16 protein-coding genes are annotated in these 17,917 nt (G+C 49.5%); 9 read left to right on the top strand and 7 right to left on the bottom strand.

What is annotated here, in order from left to right; genetic code table 11:
• Nucleotides 1-9 precede the first annotated feature (9 nt).
• Both H608_RS0115965 and H608_RS0115970 read left to right on the top strand, forming a co-directional pair.
• Nucleotides 10-888: an SPFH domain-containing protein gene (locus H608_RS0115965; RefSeq protein WP_028788558.1), complete on the top strand. Its 879-nt coding sequence runs from the start codon at nucleotides 10-12 to the stop codon at nucleotides 886-888.
• A gap of 20 nt (nucleotides 889-908) precedes the next feature.
• Nucleotides 909-1,097 (top strand): type II toxin-antitoxin system antitoxin, encoded by a 189-nt coding sequence (locus H608_RS0115970; protein ID WP_028788559.1) that lies wholly within the window; start codon nucleotides 909-911, stop codon nucleotides 1,095-1,097.
• A 135-nt stretch (nucleotides 1,098-1,232) separates the two neighbouring features.
• Here H608_RS0115970 and H608_RS0115975 read toward each other — a convergent pair whose 3' ends face one another.
• Both H608_RS0115975 and H608_RS0115980 read right to left on the bottom strand, forming a co-directional pair.
• A complete protein-coding gene (locus tag H608_RS0115975; RefSeq protein ID WP_028788560.1) occupies nucleotides 1,233-3,587 on the bottom strand; it encodes a M1 family metallopeptidase in 2,355 nt (784 codons plus the stop codon).
• A gap of 83 nt (nucleotides 3,588-3,670) precedes the next feature.
• Nucleotides 3,671-4,243, bottom strand: a complete 573-nt coding sequence (locus H608_RS0115980; RefSeq protein ID WP_028788561.1) for a HupE/UreJ family protein — start codon at nucleotides 4,241-4,243, stop codon at nucleotides 3,671-3,673.
• 111 nt (nucleotides 4,244-4,354) lie between these two features.
• On the opposite strand from H608_RS0115980, the gene H608_RS0115985 reads away from it, so the two are divergent.
• Nucleotides 4,355-4,870: a DUF6702 family protein gene (locus tag H608_RS0115985; protein WP_038008698.1), complete on the top strand. Its 516-nt coding sequence runs from the start codon at nucleotides 4,355-4,357 to the stop codon at nucleotides 4,868-4,870.
• A 104-nt stretch (nucleotides 4,871-4,974) separates the two neighbouring features.
• Here H608_RS0115985 and H608_RS0115990 read toward each other — a convergent pair whose 3' ends face one another.
• Nucleotides 4,975-6,267, bottom strand: coding sequence for a hemolysin family protein (locus tag H608_RS0115990; RefSeq protein ID WP_028788563.1), 1,293 nt, complete (start codon nucleotides 6,265-6,267; stop codon nucleotides 4,975-4,977).
• Nucleotides 6,268-6,885, bottom strand: coding sequence for a phosphatase PAP2 family protein (locus tag H608_RS0115995; protein WP_051268380.1), 618 nt, complete (start codon nucleotides 6,883-6,885; stop codon nucleotides 6,268-6,270). It lies immediately after the preceding gene.
• Between the two features lie 998 nt (nucleotides 6,886-7,883).
• On the opposite strand from H608_RS0115995, the gene H608_RS0116005 reads away from it, so the two are divergent.
• The 4 genes from H608_RS0116005 (at nucleotide 7,884) to H608_RS0116020 (ending at nucleotide 12,846) form a co-directional block, all read left to right on the top strand.
• A complete protein-coding gene (locus H608_RS0116005; RefSeq protein WP_028788566.1) occupies nucleotides 7,884-8,084 on the top strand; it encodes a hypothetical protein in 201 nt (66 codons plus the stop codon).
• A 141-nt stretch (nucleotides 8,085-8,225) separates the two neighbouring features.
• Complete coding sequence (locus tag H608_RS0116010) at nucleotides 8,226-10,199, top strand: LTA synthase family protein (RefSeq protein WP_028788567.1); 1,974 nt, start codon at nucleotides 8,226-8,228, stop codon at nucleotides 10,197-10,199.
• 111 nt (nucleotides 10,200-10,310) lie between these two features.
• Nucleotides 10,311-11,690: a phosphoglucosamine mutase gene (gene glmM / locus H608_RS0116015; protein WP_028788568.1), complete on the top strand. Its 1,380-nt coding sequence runs from the start codon at nucleotides 10,311-10,313 to the stop codon at nucleotides 11,688-11,690.
• A gap of 28 nt (nucleotides 11,691-11,718) precedes the next feature.
• The gene (locus H608_RS0116020) at nucleotides 11,719-12,846 is read left to right on the top strand and encodes a cysteine desulfurase family protein (RefSeq protein ID WP_028788569.1); all 1,128 of its coding nucleotides are present in this window, start codon (nucleotides 11,719-11,721) and stop codon (nucleotides 12,844-12,846) included.
• Between the two features lie 11 nt (nucleotides 12,847-12,857).
• Here H608_RS0116020 and H608_RS0116025 read toward each other — a convergent pair whose 3' ends face one another.
• Nucleotides 12,858-13,079, bottom strand: coding sequence for a PspC domain-containing protein (locus tag H608_RS0116025; RefSeq protein ID WP_028788570.1), 222 nt, complete (start codon nucleotides 13,077-13,079; stop codon nucleotides 12,858-12,860).
• A 199-nt stretch (nucleotides 13,080-13,278) separates the two neighbouring features.
• Here H608_RS0116025 and H608_RS22650 point away from each other — a divergent pair, with 199 nt between their 5' ends.
• Together H608_RS22650 and H608_RS0116035 are read left to right on the top strand one after the other, a co-directional pair.
• Complete coding sequence (locus H608_RS22650; protein WP_038008700.1) at nucleotides 13,279-15,570, top strand: aconitate hydratase; 2,292 nt, start codon at nucleotides 13,279-13,281, stop codon at nucleotides 15,568-15,570.
• A gap of 216 nt (nucleotides 15,571-15,786) precedes the next feature.
• A complete protein-coding gene (locus H608_RS0116035; protein WP_028788571.1) occupies nucleotides 15,787-15,996 on the top strand; it encodes a hypothetical protein in 210 nt (69 codons plus the stop codon).
• A 3-nt stretch (nucleotides 15,997-15,999) separates the two neighbouring features.
• Here the strand turns inward: H608_RS0116035 and H608_RS0116040 are convergent, their stop codons facing one another.
• Both H608_RS0116040 and H608_RS0116045 read right to left on the bottom strand, forming a co-directional pair.
• The gene (locus H608_RS0116040; RefSeq protein WP_028788572.1) at nucleotides 16,000-16,620 is read right to left on the bottom strand and encodes a class I SAM-dependent methyltransferase; all 621 of its coding nucleotides are present in this window, start codon (nucleotides 16,618-16,620) and stop codon (nucleotides 16,000-16,002) included.
• 23 nt (nucleotides 16,621-16,643) lie between these two features.
• Nucleotides 16,644-17,663 carry a helix-turn-helix domain-containing protein gene (locus H608_RS0116045; RefSeq protein ID WP_028788573.1) on the bottom strand — a complete coding sequence of 340 codons (1,020 nt, stop codon included), beginning with the start codon at nucleotides 17,661-17,663 and terminating at the stop codon, nucleotides 16,644-16,646.
• Nucleotides 17,664-17,917: the final 254 nt, after the last annotated feature.

Genomic DNA, 17,917 nt, shown 5'->3' on the forward strand with positions numbered 1-17,917 from the left:
ACTACGTTTATGGAAAAAATTATTAAACCCACCTCTGGTTTTCTGGCGCTGATACTGTTGCTGCTCAGTTTTGGTGCCGGCATCGTATGTATTGTAAAAGGCGTACCTGCCAACGAAGGAGAGCCGAATGCCCTGCTATGGATTGGTATTGTCGTGGTTGTATTGTCGCTGTTTCTTCTGGCAGGCATTACCACCATCAACCCCAATCACTCGCGGGTTTGTGTATTCTTTGGTAAATATGTAGGCACGATCAAGGACAACGGGCTGAAGTATGTAAATCCGCTGTATTCTAAAATCAAGATCACGCTTCGTGCGCAGAACCTCGAAAGTTCGAAGCTGAAAGTGAACGATAAAATGGGCAACCCCATCGAGATCGGCGCGGTGATCGTATGGCAGGTGAGAGATACGTATAAAGCCGCGTTTGAAGTGGCTAATTACGATCAATACGTGAAAGTGCAGAGTGAAGCGGCTGTGCGTCACCTGGCGAATAGTTTTCCTTACGACAACCTGGAAGACGAAACCGCCGACATCACCCTGCGCGACGGTGCAGAGAAAGTAAATGAAATCCTGGAAAAAGAGTTGAATGCCCGTCTCGCTCCGGCTGGTATCTTTATCATTGAAGCGCGCATCAGTCACCTTGCTTATGCAGCAGAGATCGCCGGTGCGATGCTGCAGCGTCAGCAGGCAACAGCGATCGTAGCGGCGCGTACCAAGATTGTGGAAGGTGCCGTGGGCATGGTGGAAATGGCTTTGGCGCAACTGGCATCCAAACACATCGTTGAACTGGATGATGAAAAGAAAGCAGCCATGGTCAGCAACCTGATGGTGGTATTGTGTGGCGAAAAAGCGGCTACCCCGGTATTGAACACCGGTACGTTGTATCAATAATCCCAACCCGGTAATAACCGATGGCAGATAAGAAATCATTTGTCTTACGCATAGACAGCGAAACCTTCAAAGCGCTCGAGAGATGGGCTGCGGATGAATTCCGCAGTGTCAATGGGCAAATAGAGTGGATGTTGCATCAACAACTGAAGGAAGCCGGCCGTCTGAAAGACACGCCGCCGAAAAAGACCAGGCCGAAGGAAGGGGAATGAGGCAATAGTGAATAGTCAGTATTGAATGGTCAATAGTGAATTAAAAAGCCATGGTTCGTGTATACACGAACCATGGCTTTTTTTACTTAATACTTAATAATTATTACTTACTACTTATTACTTACTACTTCTCCCTCACTTCGCGCGTTGCATCGGATTCACACCCTGGCTTTGGCCACGGGCCGCGTTAAGCTTTTGCTTGTAAGCGCGGAAGCGGGAAGGCGCCGGTATTTGTCCCCAGGTATTATTGCTCTCGTCGATGTCGGCCGTTTCGCGCATTGGATCAAGACGGATAGCCGTTACTTCTTTGTCTTTCATGAAAAATTTCACTACCTGCTTTTCGTTACCTCTCCAGATTTGTGCAGGAATGCGGTCAACCTGTTTGGAACCGTCTTTGAATGTCCATTCAACGATAATCGGCATCACCAGTCCGCCTTTATTACTGAAGCTGAGTTCATAAAAATGCTTATTGGCAAATTGTTGCTTACCTGCGGCATCCAATTGTTCATACGGCACCTGCATTGTAGTGCTGTAAGTGCTGGTGTCAACGGAAGCCAGACCACGTGCATAACGCCAGTAGAAATCGCGTGCAGCCGTATCGCGGTCGGTATAGAATTGTATTTTCTTGTCTTCGCGGTTGCGCACTTTTGAAATGTCTTCAAATTCATTTACCAGTGGCTTTTCGATGCGGCGTGTCATGGTGCGCCCATTGGGCAATGCTGCGTCTGTATCAGCGCGTGCATATTTGACGGAGTCGAGAGAAATGTCGCAGGCATCGGTGCTGTAAAACCATCCGCGCCAGAACCAGTCGAGGTTTTCGCCGGTGGCATCGTTCATGGTACGGAACAGATCGGCTGGTGTCGGATGTTTGAATGCCCAGCGGCGTGCATATTCTTTAAAGGCGTAGTCAAACAATTCACGGCCTACTACGGTTTCACGCAGGATATTGAGACCTGTTGCCGGCTTCGCATAAGCGTTGGGGCCAAAGCGTGCAATGTTTTCCGAGTTGGTCATGATAGGCTCCAGTTCGTCTTTGGGCAACTTCATGTAATCGGTGATGCTATAAGCCGGGCCGCGTTTGCTGGGGAATTTATTGTCCCACAGTTCTTCCGTGAGGTATTCAACAAAAGTATTGAGGCCTTCATCCATCCATGTCCACTGGCGTTCATCGCTGTTGATGATCATCGGGAAGAAGTTGTGTCCTACTTCGTGAATGATCACACCGAGCATGCCATTCTTGGTGCCTTCACTATAAGTACCGTCTTTTTCCGTACGGCCGAAGTTGAAACAGATCATTGGGTATTCCATACCATTGGAAGCCTCAACGCTGATAGCAACCGGGTAAGGATAAGGAATGGTGAAGTCGGAATATGTTTTTACCGTGTGGGCCACAGCTTTGCTGGAAAATTTACGGTACAACCCGTATGCTTCCTTTCCGTAGTAGCTCATGCACATGATTTTCTTTCCTTGTACATTTTGCGGTACGGCGTCCCACACAAATTTGCGGGAGCTGGTCCAGGCGAAGTCGCGTACATTATCGGCTTTATAGATCCATGTTTTTTTGGCTTTGCTTTTTTTGCTTTCCGCGGCTTTGGCTTCTTCGAGCGTTACCACTTCCACCGGTTCGCGGGAGGTTTGGGCTTTCTGCCAGCGACCGAGTTGCGCGGGCGTGAGTACCTGCGCATAGTTCTGGCATTCGCCGGTAGAACCAACCACGTGGTCAGCCGGAACGGTCATCTGTACTTTGAAGTTGCCAAAGGTGAGGGCAAATTCGCCACGTCCGGTAAACTGGTTGTGCTGCCAGCCCTGGAAATCGCTGTACACACAAAGACGGGGATACCATTGTGTGATGGTAAAAAGGTAATTGCCGTCTTCGGGAAACAGTTCGTAACCGCCACGGCCGCCGCGGCTCATGCGGTCGGTAATGGTGTAGTGCCAGTCTATTTTGAACACGAAGCGTTGTCCGGGTTTGAGAACAGCAGGCAGCTCAAGACGCATCATTGTTTTGTTGATGGTATACTTGAGTGGTTTGCCCAGTGCATCGGTTACTTTGGTGATCTGGTGTCCGAGTTTGTTATCGGTGTTGCCTTCTTCCAACCGGGCGAGGCCGCGGTCGGTGAACACTTCCGGCATCGTGGTTGAATTCTGGTAATTCGCGTTGTTGACGCTGCTGTGCTGGTTTTCGTCCAGTTGCAGCCACAGATAGGTGAGCGGGTCCGGTGAGTTGTTGAAGTAAGTGATGGTTTCACTTCCGGTGAGGCGGAGATTTTCTTCATCCAGTTCTGCACGGATATCGTAATCGGCGCGCTGCTGCCAGTACTTTGGACCGGGAGCACCGCTGGCGGTACGGTATTCATTCGGCGTGGGAAGAATAGTGCCCAGTGCTTCGAACTTGTTACCGTGGTTGCTGCCAGGGTTGTTCTGAATGTTCTGGGCCATGGTTGCTGCAGCGAAAAAGCTGAAACAGGCGACCAGTAAGGATTTTTTCATTTGATGCTGTTTGTGTATACCTAAGAGCCGCGCCTGCGGCGGGCTGTGTTTCCGAATTTGTGACGGTTTAATGGTTAACAGCGCTAGATACGTTCCAATACCATCAAGGCCGAAAGGCCAAAAACGGCGGCGGAAACAAATATCACATATTCGCGGCGCTCCACCCGGAAAAAATCCAGGATAATCTTGGCAAAAACCAGCAGTACTAATACAACCACCAGTTGTCCGGCTTCCAGTCCCACGTTGAATCCAAACAATCCCCAGCCGAGACTTTGATCGCTGGCCAGCATCATGCGGATGCTGTTGGCAAAGCCAAGTCCGTGTATCAAACCAAAGAACAAAGCCAGGAAATAATTGATCCTGACCGTACGGGGAGTGAATTTACGTTGAAACAGATTGGAAAAAGCGGTGATTACGATGGTGACCGGGATCAATACTTCCACCAGCTTGCTGTTGATGCGCACGATATCCAGCACGCTCAGCGCAAGCGTAAGCGAGTGCCCGATGGTGAAAGCGGTGACCAATATCAGTACCTGCTTCCAGTCGCGCAGCGTATAAATAGCGGCCAGGGCAGCAATAAAGAGCTGATGATCCAGTGCGTCGCTACTAATAATGTGTTTCCAGCCTTCTTCGAAATAAAAAACAAAGTCCTGCATCGGCTCGACCTCCCGGTGCGTCTTTTTTACGGATGATAAAAATGATTTGCGTGACGGGCGCTACGCTTCAAAATAAACCAGACTTTTGTAAACGAAAAAATAATTGTGTTAATGGCAACATTGATTTATAAATGGTTAATGCTTTTCTGGCTGCTGCCAGGTACAGCGCAGGAACACGCAAAGGAGGTTCACCCCTTTCACGTAAGCACAACGGAGATTCAGCATAACGCGGCGGAACAGACCCTGGAGATCAGTTGCCGCATTTTTACCGACGATTTTGAAGATGCTTTGCGCAAGGTTTACAAAACCAAAGCCGATTTTTCCGCACCCGCGATGAAAACGGCCATGGATGAGCTGGTAAAAAAATATGTTCCGGCCCATCTTCAGCTCTCGATCGACGGCAAGGCTGCTGCCATTAAGGTATTGGGTTGGGAAAAAGAAAGCGAGGCCGTGTTTGTGTACATGGAAGTGGACAATGTGCCCTCCGTTAAAAAAGCGGAGGTGGTCAATACGGTCTTATTCGACCTTTTCGACGATCAGATGAACCTGATTCATTTTTTTGTAAACGGCAATCGGAAAAGTGTGAAGCTGACGTATCCGGAGAAGACTGCGGCATTTGCTTTTTGAGAAAAGCAAATGAATGTGAAAAGTCAAAATTCAAAAAGGGAACGGACCTGCTAAACGCTAAATTCATTCCCCGATTTTCAAATCATCAAATTTTCAAATTAACCTTATTCTTCCATTTCCTCCCGGATCTGGGGGCTGATCTTTACCAGGATCTTGTCGATCCGGTGACCATCCATGTCTACGATCTCGATGGCGAAACCATGCCAATCCACCCTGTCGCCGGTATGCGGGATGCGTTCGAGTTCATGGAGAATAAAACCGCCGAGTGTATCGAACTCCTGTTCGCCCTCGTTCATGTATTCCGTCTTTTCAAAACGCGTAAGAAAATCGTAGAAGGGGATTTGTGCATCCACGAGGAAGCTGCCGTCTTCGCGTTCCACGATTTCGTAATCCGGAATATTCGGTTGGGGCATTTCACCGATGATGGCTTCGAGGATGTCGTTGAGGGTGATCATGCCAAGGATGCTGCCGTACTCGTCAACGATGAAGCAGGAATGAAGCTGGGATTCTTTGAACTTCTCCATCACCTGGAACGCGGTGTTGTTTTCCGGTACGAATAACGCGGGGCGCATCAGGTCGCGGAACAACGCATTGTCCGGGCTCACATAGAGGTCTTTGATCGATACAACGCCTTTGATATTGTCGATATTATTATCGCAGATGGGATAGATCGAGTGGGGTTCGGAAGTGATCTTTTCCTTGATTGTTTCTTCAGAATCGTTCAGGTTGAACCAGATGATATCACTGCGATGCGTCATCAGCGAGGTGATGTTGCGGTCGCTCAGGTGGAAAACGCGTTCGATGATCTCCTGTTCGGTTTCTTCGATAGTACCTTGTTCGGTTCCTTCGCTGATGATCGCTTTGATCTCTTCTTCCGTCACCTGGTTATCATTCGGCTTGAGGCTGAAGATGCGTACGATCAGGTTGCTGGATTTACTCAGCAGCCAGATAAAGGGGTGCGTTATCTGGCTGAGGACACGCATGGGGCCTGCCACAAATTTCGCGATGCCTTCGGGTTTGGAAAGCCCAAGGCGTTTGGGTACGAGTTCACCAAAAATAATCGTGAAGTAAGTAACAATGATAACGACCATTGTGGTGGCGATGCCTTTGCTGTAAGGAGCGAGGGCAGGCCATTTATGCAGAAATGCGGCAAAATCATCCGTGATCTTTTCGCCGGAATAAATACCGGTCATGATACCGATAACGGTAATGCCCATTTGAACGGTAGAAAGAAATGTTTCGGGTTTATGAGCGAGTTTGAGCGCTTCGGCCGCCTTTTTATCCCCGCGGTTGGCCTGTGATTCAAGTCTTGATTTACGCGCCGATACCAGTGCAATTTCGGCCATTGAAAAAAGGCCGTTCAGCAAGATCAGTCCTGCCAATATGAGTATTTCCATTTAAGAAGACAACGTTGGTTGTTTATCGAAGATAGCGAATCCGAATCGCTTATTGAAAAGCCGGGCCGTAAATGTTCCCACAGCCAGCCCCAGCAGGGTGCCGCCAAGAACGTCGCCGGGATAATGGACACCCACGTAAATCTGCGCATAAGAGATGGCGCCAGCCCACAAAAACGCGATCCACGCGTGCCGGAAAACGGGCCGGAAGGTAAAGTAGAAAAAGCCGGCCACGCCGAAGTGATTGGCAGCGTGATTGGAAGTGAAGCTGAAACCGCCGGAGCAATGGTCTACCAGCAGCCGTACATTGGCCCAAAAATCCGGATCACTGCAGGGACGGAGGCGTTCAAACCCTGCCTTGATGATCCGCGCACCGATCATATCGGTCATGGAAACAGTCACCAGCAGAAAAAGCACCCACCACCAGCCTTTCGCTTTAAAATTGTGAGCGGCCAGCACGATCAGGAAAAGATAAAGCGGCGCCCAGTTGAGTGAGTTCCGGAGAAAAGGCATCAGGCTGTCGAAAAACGGATTGGTCATATTGCTATTAATGACCATAAAGAGCCATTGGTCCCAATCTTTCAGCATATTTAGTATGGTGGATTGCAGTAAAATGAGCATGGCAGCAAAGGTAAGGAGGGAAGGCGTAAGGTAGAAGGGTTAAGGCGTAGGGTGTAAGGTGTAGGGTGTAGGGTGAAACAGCCGCCCGATACTTCGGCCTCTCGAAGGGAACAGCCGGTTGTAAGTTTTAAGTAGTAAGTTATAAGTAAACAGCCGGGAGCGTCACGCGGGCCGGCCTTTCAAAGCCTTGTTCGCAAATGCGGCTTTGCATACCGAGGCCGATACTTCGGCCTCTCGAAGGGGAACAGCAGGTTGTAAGTAATAAGTTTTAAGTTTTAAGTAAACAGCCGGGAGCATCAGGCGGGCCGGCCTTTCAAAGCCTTGTTCGCAAATGCGGCTTTGCATACCGAGGCCGATACTTCGGCCTCTCGACGGGAACAGCCGGTTGTAAGTAATAAGTTTTAAGTTATAAGTAAGCAGCCGGGAGCACAACGCGGGCCGGCCTTTCAAAGCCTTGTTCGCAAATGCGGCTTTGCATACTGAGGCCGATACTTCGGCCTCTCGAAGGGAACAGCCGGTTGTAAGTAATAAGTTTTAAGTTATAAGTAAGCAGCCGGGAGCATCAGGCGGGCCGGCCTTTCAAAGCCTTGTTCGCAAATGCGGCTTTGCATACTGAGGCCGATACTTCGGCCTCTCGAAGGGAACAGCCGGTTGTAAGTAATAAGTTTTAAGTTATAAGTAAGCATCCGGACGCGGGTTGATCTTTCAAGTTGCGCTGTCAGTTCATGCTGACACGAACCAAGGGATGCCCATTGACGATTGACCATTGACCATTGACGATTCACCATTGCCCATTCACGATTCACAATCCTTTAACACCTGTTCATTTTGCTAAAACCCTTAATAGTACTACCTTTGCAGCGCAATTGAGCAACCATTAGGTACCTTATTTAGTCAGTGATAGTTCAGAACCACTTCTTTTAACGATTCTTCAGGTTTTTTCTTCGCACTACTTGCTCATCGGGGGGATATTAGTTTAACAAAAAAAAGATTGTAAGATGAAAACAAGTGTATTGCCATCTGTGGTACAGATGGAACCTGCAGTGCTGCAACAATTAGTAGCTGAAGTAAAAGAAACCCTGGCAACGGACCTGCAGTTAGCAGCCCCACGCCAACGTCGTTCATTCGGAGCCGTGGATATCTGGAATATCCGCCGTCGTGGTAAAACTGCCGCCGGCCGTATCAGAACCGCCAGCTAATCGACGATATAAGCCCTTGAAAAACACCTGCCCCGTTTTTTACGGGGCTTTTTTTTACCGTTTATCCCGGCTCTGCCGCTTCACTCCGCGGTTACTTTTGTGAATCCGGGGAAAAAGCATTTTTTTGTGGGCCATTTAACTATGCTGTCCCGGTTCCGGATACCTAAAACCCTGATTTGGGTGACCAACCTGCTGGTCATTTTCTTCCTGATCTTCACTTTGTTCAGGCTGGCCACGTTCTGGGCTTTCCGGCCCAGGACGGTTTCGCTATCCGATGCACTTCCGTCTTTCCTCATGGGCATCCAGTATGACCTTCGCTGGATCGCTATCGTACTGCTGCCTATTGTCGTCATCAGTACCGTTCCGGCACTGTCTCCGTTTTATTCCGCCCGCAATAAAAAATGGTGGACCGGCTATCTCGTTATCGTCACCTTTATCATCTTTACTTTTTTCGGTGCCGATTTCGGTAGCTTTTCCTACAACCAGACACGCCTTGATGCCGGCGCCATGAATTTTGTGGAAGACCCGGGCATCTCCCTGCATATGATGTGGCAAACCTACCCGCTGCTTTGGATGGTACTCGGACTGGTGGTGGCGGTGGCACTTTTCCGCTGGATGTATTTCAAAAGTCACTGGCACGTCATCAACCGCACGGTCGGATTAGGCATTCCGCATCGCCGGCGTTATTTTATCGTTTCCGCACTGGTATTGGCATTTCTGATCTACGGAAGAGTTGGCTGGCCACCGCTGGCCTGGAAGGATTCTTTTGCATTACGCGATAGTTTCCGCTCTTATCTCGCACTCAACCCGCTGCAGAATTTCTTTGCCACCCTGCGCCTGCGCAATCCTGACTACAACGAACAAAAAGCGCGCGATGCCTATCCTCTTGTCGCCGAACTTTTACAGCTGCCGCCGGGCAAGTCATTCAATTACCGCAGGGTAATTTCTCCCGGAAGCCGTGCGCTGGAAAGCCGTCCCAACGTTGTGCTGGTGATGTGCGAATCATTCAGCATGTATAAAAGTACGATGAGTGGCAACCCGCTGAACACAACACCTTATTTCGATTCCATCGCCCGCAAGGGAATATTTTTCGAACGTTGTTTCTCGCCGCATTTCTCCACGGCCAGAGGTTTGTTTGCCCTGGTAACAGGTATTCCCGACGCACAGTTATTCAAATTTTCCACGCGCAACCCCGAAGCCATCCGTCAGCGTACGATCATCGATAATTTCGAAGGCTACAATAAACATTATTTTCTCGGAGGAAACCCCGGCTTCAACAATTTTGAAGGATTGCTGCAGAATATCGACGGGCTGCAAATGCATACGGAAAAAGATTTCAAATCACCACGGATAAATGTATGGGGCATCAGCGACAAGGATTTATTTCTCGAAGCCAATACCGTTTTCCGCGAAGAACACAAACCGTTTTTTGCCATTATTCAAACCTCGGATAATCACCGGCCCTATATGATTCCGGAAGCAGATACGGATTTTGTGAAATTGGAAGTGCCGGAGGAAACGCTGCGCAAATACGGGTTTGAATCGCTCGATGAGTACAATACTTTCCGCTACTCCGATTATTGTTTCCGCAAATTTCTGGCAGCGGCGGAAAAAGAAAGTTATTTCCATAATACCATTTTCATTTTCGTCGGCGATCATGGTGTGGCGGGTAATGCCGAGGCCGTCTATCCGGCGGCATGGACAACACACCGCCTTACCGACGAGCATGTACCGTTGTTGTTTTATGCACCTTATATCCTGCAACCGCAGTGGAGAAAAGAAGTGGTGTCGCAGATCGATGTATTGCCTACCGTGGCAGGCATGATCCAGCAGCCTTACGTTAATACCACCATGGGACGCAACCTGCTGGACACCGCAAAAAAACACAACTTCGCTTTTGTAACTAATACGGCCGGACGTATCGGTATCGTCACCGATGAATTTTATTTCGTCAAAAACCTCGATTTTCCCGATGAGCAGCTTGTTCCCGTAAAATACACGGGCACCAGTTACACGCCTGCCCAGCGGGACTCGATCACCCGGCGGCTATCCGATTATACCACGGCGCTGTTTGAAACGGCCCGTTACATGCTGATGAATAACAAGTTGGATTAGTGACGATTATCCCCGTTTCAGCAATATTCCGCCCCACACATTTGCGTTTTCCCGTATTTTTGCGTCCCTAAAGTGGGCTAACCTACTACTGAACATTAAACAACTTTGCACGTGTCGCTGATCAAGAGTATATCTGGCATCCGGGGTACCATTGGGGGACAACCCGGAGATAATCTTACCCCGATCGATATTGTAAAATTTTCCGCAGCATTCGGCAGCATCATTGCCAATGGCAAAAGCGAAACCCGTATTGTCATCGGCCGCGACGGACGCATCAGCGGTAACATGGTGAACCAACTGGTGGTGAATACACTGACCGGCCTGGGTATTCATGTGGTCGATCTCGGACTTTCCACTACCCCTACAGTGGAGCTTGCGGTAAAAATGGAGAATGCCGACGGCGGTATCATTTTGACTGCCAGCCACAATCCCAAGGAGTGGAACGCCCTGAAGCTGCTCAACCGGGAAGGCGAATTTATTTCTGCCGAAACAGGCGCCGAAGTGTTGCAACTGGCCGACAGCGGTGACATCACTTTCGCATCGGTAGATAAATTAGGCACCGTTACAGAAGACGAATCCTACCTGCAAAAACATATCGATGCGGTGGTCAATTACCCGCTCGTAGACCGGGAAGCGATTGCTGCGCGCGGCTTTCGCGTGGTGGTGGATGCTGTGAACTCAACCGGTGCCATTTATGTGCCTGCGTTGTTGAAAGCACTGGGCGTGGAAGAAGTGATCGTGCTGAATGAAACCGTGAACGGACGTTTTGCCCACAACCCCGAACCATTACCCGAACACCTGACGCAATTGAGCAATGAAGTGGTGAAGCAAAAAGCACACCTGGGCATTGCCGTGGATCCGGACGTAGACAGGCTTGCTTTTGTTTGTGAAGACGGAAGCATGTTTGGCGAAGAATATACACTTGTTGCCGTGGCCGATTATGTATTGTCGCAACGCAAAGGCAATACGGTGAGCAATATGAGCAGTACGCGTGCATTGAAAGATGTAACGCTGAAGCATGGCGGCGAATATTTCCCGTCGGCAGTGGGAGAGGTGAATGTGGTGACGAAAATGAAACAGCACAATGCCGTGATCGGTGGCGAAGGCAACGGTGGCATCATTGTGCCGGATTTTCATTACGGCCGCGATGCGCTGATCGGTATCGGCTTATTCCTCACGCACCTGGCAGGACATAAAAACGGCATCAAATCATTGCGCAGCCGTTACCCCGATTATTTTATTTCCAAGAATAAAATTGAATTGGCGAAGGGAGTGGATGTAACACCCATTTTTGAAAAAATACGGACCAAGTATAAAAGCCATCCCGTTAACACCGAAGATGGACTGAAGATCGAATTCGATAACGACTGGGTACACTTACGTACCTCCAATACCGAACCGATCATCCGCATTTATTCTGAAAGCAGTTTTGAAACAACTGCCAACAATATTGCCCTGCGCCTGATGCAGGATATCAAGGAATTCAGCTAACACTGACAATCTTTAACGGATCGTTTGTATGGAAAGAATTTATTTTGACAATGCCGCTACCACAGCGCTGGACCCCGAAGTACTGGAAGCCATGCTTCCTTACATGACTACGCATTTCGGTAATCCGTCTTCCATTTATTCTTATGGACGCGAAACACGTCTGGCAATAGAAACGGCGCGTAAGACCGTGGCGCGTTTGCTGAATGCACACCCGGGTGAAATCTTCTTTACCAGTGGTGGTACCGAAAGCAACAATACAGCGATCCTCTCAGCGATCCGTGACCTGGGTTGCCGTCATATCATTTCTTCTCCCATCGAACATCATGCGGTATTGCATACCATCGAGCATTACGCCTGCGGCGAAAATGTTACCAGCAGTTTTGTAAAGCTGCTTCCCGACGGTCATGTGGACCTTACCGACCTGGAGGAGCAACTGAAAGAACAAAAGGAACGTTGCCTGGTATCGCTCATGCATGCCAACAACGAGATTGGCAACCTGCTCGACATCGATGCGGTGGGCAATCTCTGCAAACAATACAACGCGATTTTTCATTCCGATTGTGTGCAGACGGTAGGGCACTATCCGCTGGATCTGCGTAAAACGCCTGTTCATTTTATTTCCGGTGCCGGGCATAAATTCCATGGCCCCAAGGGCGTTGGCATTCTGTATGTGAATGATAATATCCGCGTGAAGCCATTCATCTTTGGCGGAGGCCAGGAGCGTAACATGCGGGCGGGCACCGAAAACCTTTATGGTATTGTCGGTTTTGCGAAAGCCCTCGAGCTGGCCTATGCGCGCGTCGAAGAAGAGCATAGCTATATTCTTTCCCTGAAAAATTACATGCGCGAAAAACTCGTAGCTACGATCCCCAATGTGGGCTTCAACGGTGATAGCGAGGGGAGATGTTTGTACACCGTGTTGAGTGTGGCATTTCCCAAAACAGAAAAGTCGGAAATGATCCTGTTCAATCTCGACATCAACCAGATCTGCGTATCCGGCGGCAGTGCGTGCAGCAGCGGAGCCGACCAGGGTTCACACGTGATCCGCGCCATCAACAACGATCCCAATAAAGTAACGGTAAGATTTTCTTTCAGCCGCCACAATACCCGCGAAGAAGTAGATGCGGTGGTGGGCAAACTGACCGAGTTGATCTGATTAGAATCCGATTAGAGATAATACCACGGATTCCTGCGTGTGGAACTGATATAATTCCGGATGTTGCGCCAGAAGGCGAGAACCATGTAGAGAATAATCGGTGATCCCATGGTAAGCAGGGACGTGTAAATGAAGTACTGCCGGATCCTGCCCGCAGAGATGCCAAGCCTGTTGCCGATAGCACTGCATACGCCGAAGGCGTTCCATTCCACAAAATTCTTGAAGCGGTTCATACCACTAAGATAAAAATATCCGCTGATTTCCCGCAATACCCTGTAAGTGGTAGTTTATTGTGTTATATTCTCCCAAAATCCTTCATAAAGCCCCTGATTTTTCGTAATTTCGCAAGGCTTAGAAAGAGGGGTAGCCAGGTCTGTACCCGGTCTTTTTCTCCCCCTTTCCATTATATTCCACATTTACAAAAATTCTGATATGCCTTTCGATCTCGACTTAATCAAAAAAGTGTATGCTGAACTCCCCGGAAAGGTTGACGCCGCCAGGAAGCTGGTAGGACGGCCTTTGACCATGGCAGAAAAAATCCTTTATGCCCACCTTTATGCGCCTGGCACTACGGCTTATGAACGCGGGAAGGATTATGTTGACTTTGCTCCGGACAGGGTAGCGATGCAGGACGCAACAGCCCAGATGGCGCTGCTGCAGTTCAGCACTTGTGGTCGGGATAAAGTGGCGGTTCCTTCCACGGTACATTGCGATCACCTGATCCAGGCCAAGCAGGGTGCGGTAGCTGACCTTGCCACTGCCAACGAAGTGAACAAAGAAGTATATGATTTCCTGGCCTCTATTTCCAATAAATACGGTATCGGTTTCTGGAAACCGGGTGCCGGTATCATCCACCAGGTAGTGCTGGAAAACTACGCGTTTCCCGGTGGCATGATGATCGGAACGGACTCTCATACTCCCAATGCCGGTGGTCTCGGAATGATCGCCATCGGTGTAGGCGGCGCCGATGCGGTAGACGTGATGGCCGGCCTCCCCTGGGAATTAAAAATGCCCAAACTGATCGGTGTAAAACTGACCGGTAAACTGAACGGGTGGACCAGCGCAAAAGACGTGATTCTCTGGGTAGCAGGTCAGTTGACCGTAAAAGGCGGCACCGGTGCTATCGTTGAATATTTCGGCGAAGGTGCGGACAGCATGAGTGCAACCGGTAAAGGCACCGTGTGTAACATGGGAGCTGAGATCGGCGCTACCTGCTCACTGTTTGCCTACGACAAAAAAATGAGCGATTACCTGCGCGCAACAAGCCGCGCAGAAATTGCCGATCTGGCTGATGGTGTTCGTGAACACCTGCGTCCCGACGAAGAAGTAGCCAATAACCCTGCTCCTTACTACGATCAATTGCTCGAACTCGATCTGTCTACACTGGAACCTTACGTAAACGGACCGTTTACGCCGGATCTGGCTACGCCGATCTCGCAGATGGCAGAAACCGTGAAAGCGAACGGCTGGCCCGAAAAACTGGAAGTAGCCCTGATCGGCAGTTGTACCAACTCTTCTTACGAAGACATCAGCCGAAGTGCCAGCATCGTAAAAGATGCGTTGTCCAAAGGACTGAAAGCAAATTCAGAATTTACCATCACTCCGGGTAGCGAACTCGTTCGTTTTACCATCGAGCGCGATGGCTTCATCAATACATTTGAAAGTGTGGGCGGTGTGGTGCTGGCAAATGCCTGCGGTCCCTGTATCGGTCAGTGGGCTCGTCACATCGACGATCCTAACCGCAAGAACACGATCATCACCTCTTTCAACCGCAACTTCGCCAAGCGTAACGATGGTCTGGCCAGCACACACGCATTTGTGGCCAGCCCCGAGATTGTAACAGCCATGGCCGTAGCCGGACGCATTTCCTTTAACCCGCTCACCGATACACTGGTGAACGAGAAAGGAGAAGAAGTGAAACTGGCAGAACCTACGGGACATGAATTACCTCCCAGAGGATTTGATGTGGATGATCCGGGTTACCAGGCACCTGCAGAAGACGGCAGCAGCGTGAAAGTAGTAGTACAACCAGACAGCCAGCGTCTGCAACTGCTCACGGCATTTGCACCCTGGGAAGGAACCGACCTGCTGGGGCTCAAACTGCTGATCAAAGCAAAAGGCAAGTGTACCACCGACCACATCTCTATGGCAGGTCCCTGGCTGAAGTTCCGTGGTCACCTCGACAACATCAGCAACAACATGCTGATCGGTGCCCTCAACTACTTCAACGATAAAACCGACTCGGTTAAAAACCAGCTTACCGGCGAATACGGTCCCGTACCGGCTACGGCCCGTGCTTACAAAGCTGCTAACGTAGGCAGCATTGTGGTAGGTGACGAGAACTATGGAGAAGGCAGCAGCCGTGAACACGCGGCGATGGAACCACGCCACCTCGGTGTACGCGCCATCCTGGTACGCAGCTTTGCCCGTATCCACGAAACCAACCTGAAAAAACAGGGTATGCTCGCGCTTACTTTCGCGAACAAAGAAGACTACGATAAAATACAGGAAGACGATAACATCGATATTCTTGGTCTGCCGAATTTCGCACCCGGCCAGCCACTGACGGTGGAACTGAACCATGCGGACGGCACTAAAGATCTGATTGTTGTCAACCATACTTACAATGCGCAGCAGATCGAATGGTTCCGTGCTGGTGGTGCATTGAATGTGATCCGCTCAGAGTTTGCACGCAAGAAGACAGAAGAAGCTGCTGCCTCCTGAGAACGGGACAAGACGTTTATGACAAAGTCCCGCCAGCGCGGGACTTTGTCATTTGATAATTTGAAGATTTGAAAATTTGATACCGAAACTTCTGGATTCAAAATGATTGAAGAATAGGCTTTTGAATTATTTGAATTTACAATTTTTTAACCCGCCAACCTGTCGGTCAGTCAATTGATCTACAGGCTTCGGCACAGAATTAGTAAATACAAGCGTATGAAAAAGAAGAATATGCTTTTACTCGCAATTGCCGCCGCTGCTGTAACCGCCGGACTGGTAGCTTATTCTGCTGCGCGCCGTACCCGTGCCAACAGACAAACACGCCGTGTATCCGACGAAGGATATGAAACCGCCCACGATGTGCTGTTCCCCGACAAAGGCCATAAAGGCCCGAAACTGCACTATGGTCCCGTGCTTCCATCCTGATGATCAGCTGCCGGACAATGCAAATACACTGACAGCGCTGGTGGTGCCGTTCAATGTGACGCAGTATTCTTCCTGCTTTACACAAGAGGGCAGCCACTGCGCGATAAAAGGCTTGGCCATTAACCGTTGAGGTGTACTCAACAGAATGGTTGTACCTGCCTTTAAAAAGCGCTTCAGCACTATTGAAAGACGGTCAAACGCCGCAGGGTCATAATTTACATCGCTTAGCAATACTACATCTGCCGCAAGATCTGCGGGCAATTCATTCCAGTCCAGCAATGCTGTGTTAAAATTGGGGAGACCGGCTTTGGCGGCCGAACGCCGGCTATAGTCCACTGCGCCCGGCGCATAATCACTGCACAAGATAGTCTTGGCATAACGGGCCGCATATAGCGAGGGGAGGCCGAGCCCCGCCGCAAGCTCGATAACGGTCTTTCCCCTGATAAAACCGGGATGAGCGACCAGGAATTGGTACAGGCCCAGGGAAGCGGGCCAGATCTGCGCCCAGTACGGCACAGCATCATCATCCCCTGACAGGTGTTTGCTGCGGATAGTAGCCGGATCCGGTACAAAAAGGCATACGGTATGCTCCGGTTCTCCGAAACAAATCCATTGATCATCCATGCCGTAAAGGTGTTGAAAAAAAACTACACTCCTCCGGGATTGAGCAGGGTTTTCTGACGGAAGAACCCGGGTGATTCGCTGTAAAACTTCTTAAACATGAGGATAAAGCTGCTGCACTTTTCATATCCCAACTGGTAAGCCACTTCTTTCACCGCAATCTGTTTTTCCTCCAGCAAATGCCTTGCATGTTCCATCTTCAATTGCAGGTAATAATCGTAAATACTCCGGCGGTAAATCTGATGAAAATATCGCTTCAGAGTGGATTCACTCAATGATACTTTTTCTGCAATCGTTCGGATACAAGGCAACTGGGACTCCAGGTGCTGGCGAAGGATATCTTCTACTGCGCGGATCTTTTCCTCGTAATAGGCCGCTGGCGAATTGTCCAGCGTGGAACGCAACGACAGGCCATAGAGGAAATCACTCAGCAAAGTCAGTGCTCTCGCCTTGTTATAAAGACGGTCGCGGTTCTCCGAAATAAAATGATTGTGAAACTCCGTCAGCGATTGTTGTAAGGTGAGAGACACCGGTTCATGAAACACGAAGGCTTTTTCTTCACTGACCATTTTATTGAGAAAACGTGCAAACGAAGTATCGTCTTGCCCGAACGTATTCATCAGCCAGTCGGGATGCAATTGCAATACAAGCACCTTAGCCGCCTTACCGGGTGCGAAGGTGTAGGTAAAGTCTGCATCACCGGATTCGAAGAGGGTTTCCATGGAGGCATTGAAGCGAAGTTCGCGCGCCATGGACGGGCCGTCGATATGGAACTGGTCGGGGGTGAGAATAAAGTATAGCTGGAAAAGACGTGGTTGTCCCGGTATGCGCTCAGGGCGGTTTATGGTAAGTGAATCTTTCAACTGCAGGTCCCAGCAACTGATATGGAACCCGGGTTCTATCTGCGCCTGCTTTAAAGTGCCCTCACCAGACTGAAAGGGTAACGTAATAGTATGTCCCGTAAGCTCAACGCCCGAGAAGTTGGCCAATTCCAATAGGGTATAAACGGCGAGGTCATCGCCTTTCACAGGATTAGCTTCATTCATAAGAATAGGTTTGATCAAATATAGAAAAACGTATAAAGTATATCAATAAGAGTTAGGACTTACCATATTGACGCTGATCATTTCCGGTGAGCGGATAGGGGTATTGGTTGAACGTTTTAGGGTATTTCCCTCCCTTCATCCTGTCTATCTTGCTACCGGTTCTGACAGATCTTTTTGAGTTCTATTATACCTTTTTCATAATGGAGTGGTGGACACACTTCAAGATGGATTGACGGACAGTTTATTCGAATCTC

This window comes from Terrimonas ferruginea DSM 30193, assembly GCF_000425585.1.
In the GTDB taxonomy this organism is placed as follows: Bacteria; Bacteroidota; Bacteroidia; order Chitinophagales; family Chitinophagaceae; genus Terrimonas; species Terrimonas ferruginea.

What these genes read in the sequence shown, in the direction of transcription:
- H608_RS0115965 (WP_028788558.1), top strand. Translation starts at nt 10, where the DNA reads ATGGAAAAAATTATTAAACCCACCTCTGGTTTTCTGGCGCTGATACTG.
- H608_RS0115970 (WP_028788559.1), top strand. Translation starts at nt 909, where the DNA reads ATGGCAGATAAGAAATCATTTGTCTTACGCATAGACAGCGAAACCTTC.
- H608_RS0115975 (WP_028788560.1), bottom strand. Translation starts at nt 3,587, where the DNA reads ATGAAAAAATCCTTACTGGTCGCCTGTTTCAGCTTTTTCGCTGCAGCA.
- H608_RS0115980 (WP_028788561.1), bottom strand. Translation starts at nt 4,243, where the DNA reads ATGCAGGACTTTGTTTTTTATTTCGAAGAAGGCTGGAAACACATTATT.
- H608_RS0115985 (WP_038008698.1), top strand. Translation starts at nt 4,355, where the DNA reads ATGGCAACATTGATTTATAAATGGTTAATGCTTTTCTGGCTGCTGCCA.
- H608_RS0115990 (WP_028788563.1), bottom strand. Translation starts at nt 6,267, where the DNA reads ATGGAAATACTCATATTGGCAGGACTGATCTTGCTGAACGGCCTTTTT.
- H608_RS0115995 (WP_051268380.1), bottom strand. Translation starts at nt 6,885, where the DNA reads ATGCTCATTTTACTGCAATCCACCATACTAAATATGCTGAAAGATTGG.
- H608_RS0116005 (WP_028788566.1), top strand. Translation starts at nt 7,884, where the DNA reads ATGAAAACAAGTGTATTGCCATCTGTGGTACAGATGGAACCTGCAGTG.
- H608_RS0116010 (WP_028788567.1), top strand. Translation starts at nt 8,226, where the DNA reads ATGCTGTCCCGGTTCCGGATACCTAAAACCCTGATTTGGGTGACCAAC.
- H608_RS0116020 (WP_028788569.1), top strand. Translation starts at nt 11,719, where the DNA reads ATGGAAAGAATTTATTTTGACAATGCCGCTACCACAGCGCTGGACCCC.
- H608_RS0116025 (WP_028788570.1), bottom strand. Translation starts at nt 13,079, where the DNA reads ATGAACCGCTTCAAGAATTTTGTGGAATGGAACGCCTTCGGCGTATGC.
- H608_RS22650 (WP_038008700.1), top strand. Translation starts at nt 13,279, where the DNA reads ATGCCTTTCGATCTCGACTTAATCAAAAAAGTGTATGCTGAACTCCCC.
- H608_RS0116035 (WP_028788571.1), top strand. Translation starts at nt 15,787, where the DNA reads ATGAAAAAGAAGAATATGCTTTTACTCGCAATTGCCGCCGCTGCTGTA.
- H608_RS0116040 (WP_028788572.1), bottom strand. Translation starts at nt 16,620, where the DNA reads ATGGATGATCAATGGATTTGTTTCGGAGAACCGGAGCATACCGTATGC.
- H608_RS0116045 (WP_028788573.1), bottom strand. Translation starts at nt 17,663, where the DNA reads ATGAATGAAGCTAATCCTGTGAAAGGCGATGACCTCGCCGTTTATACC.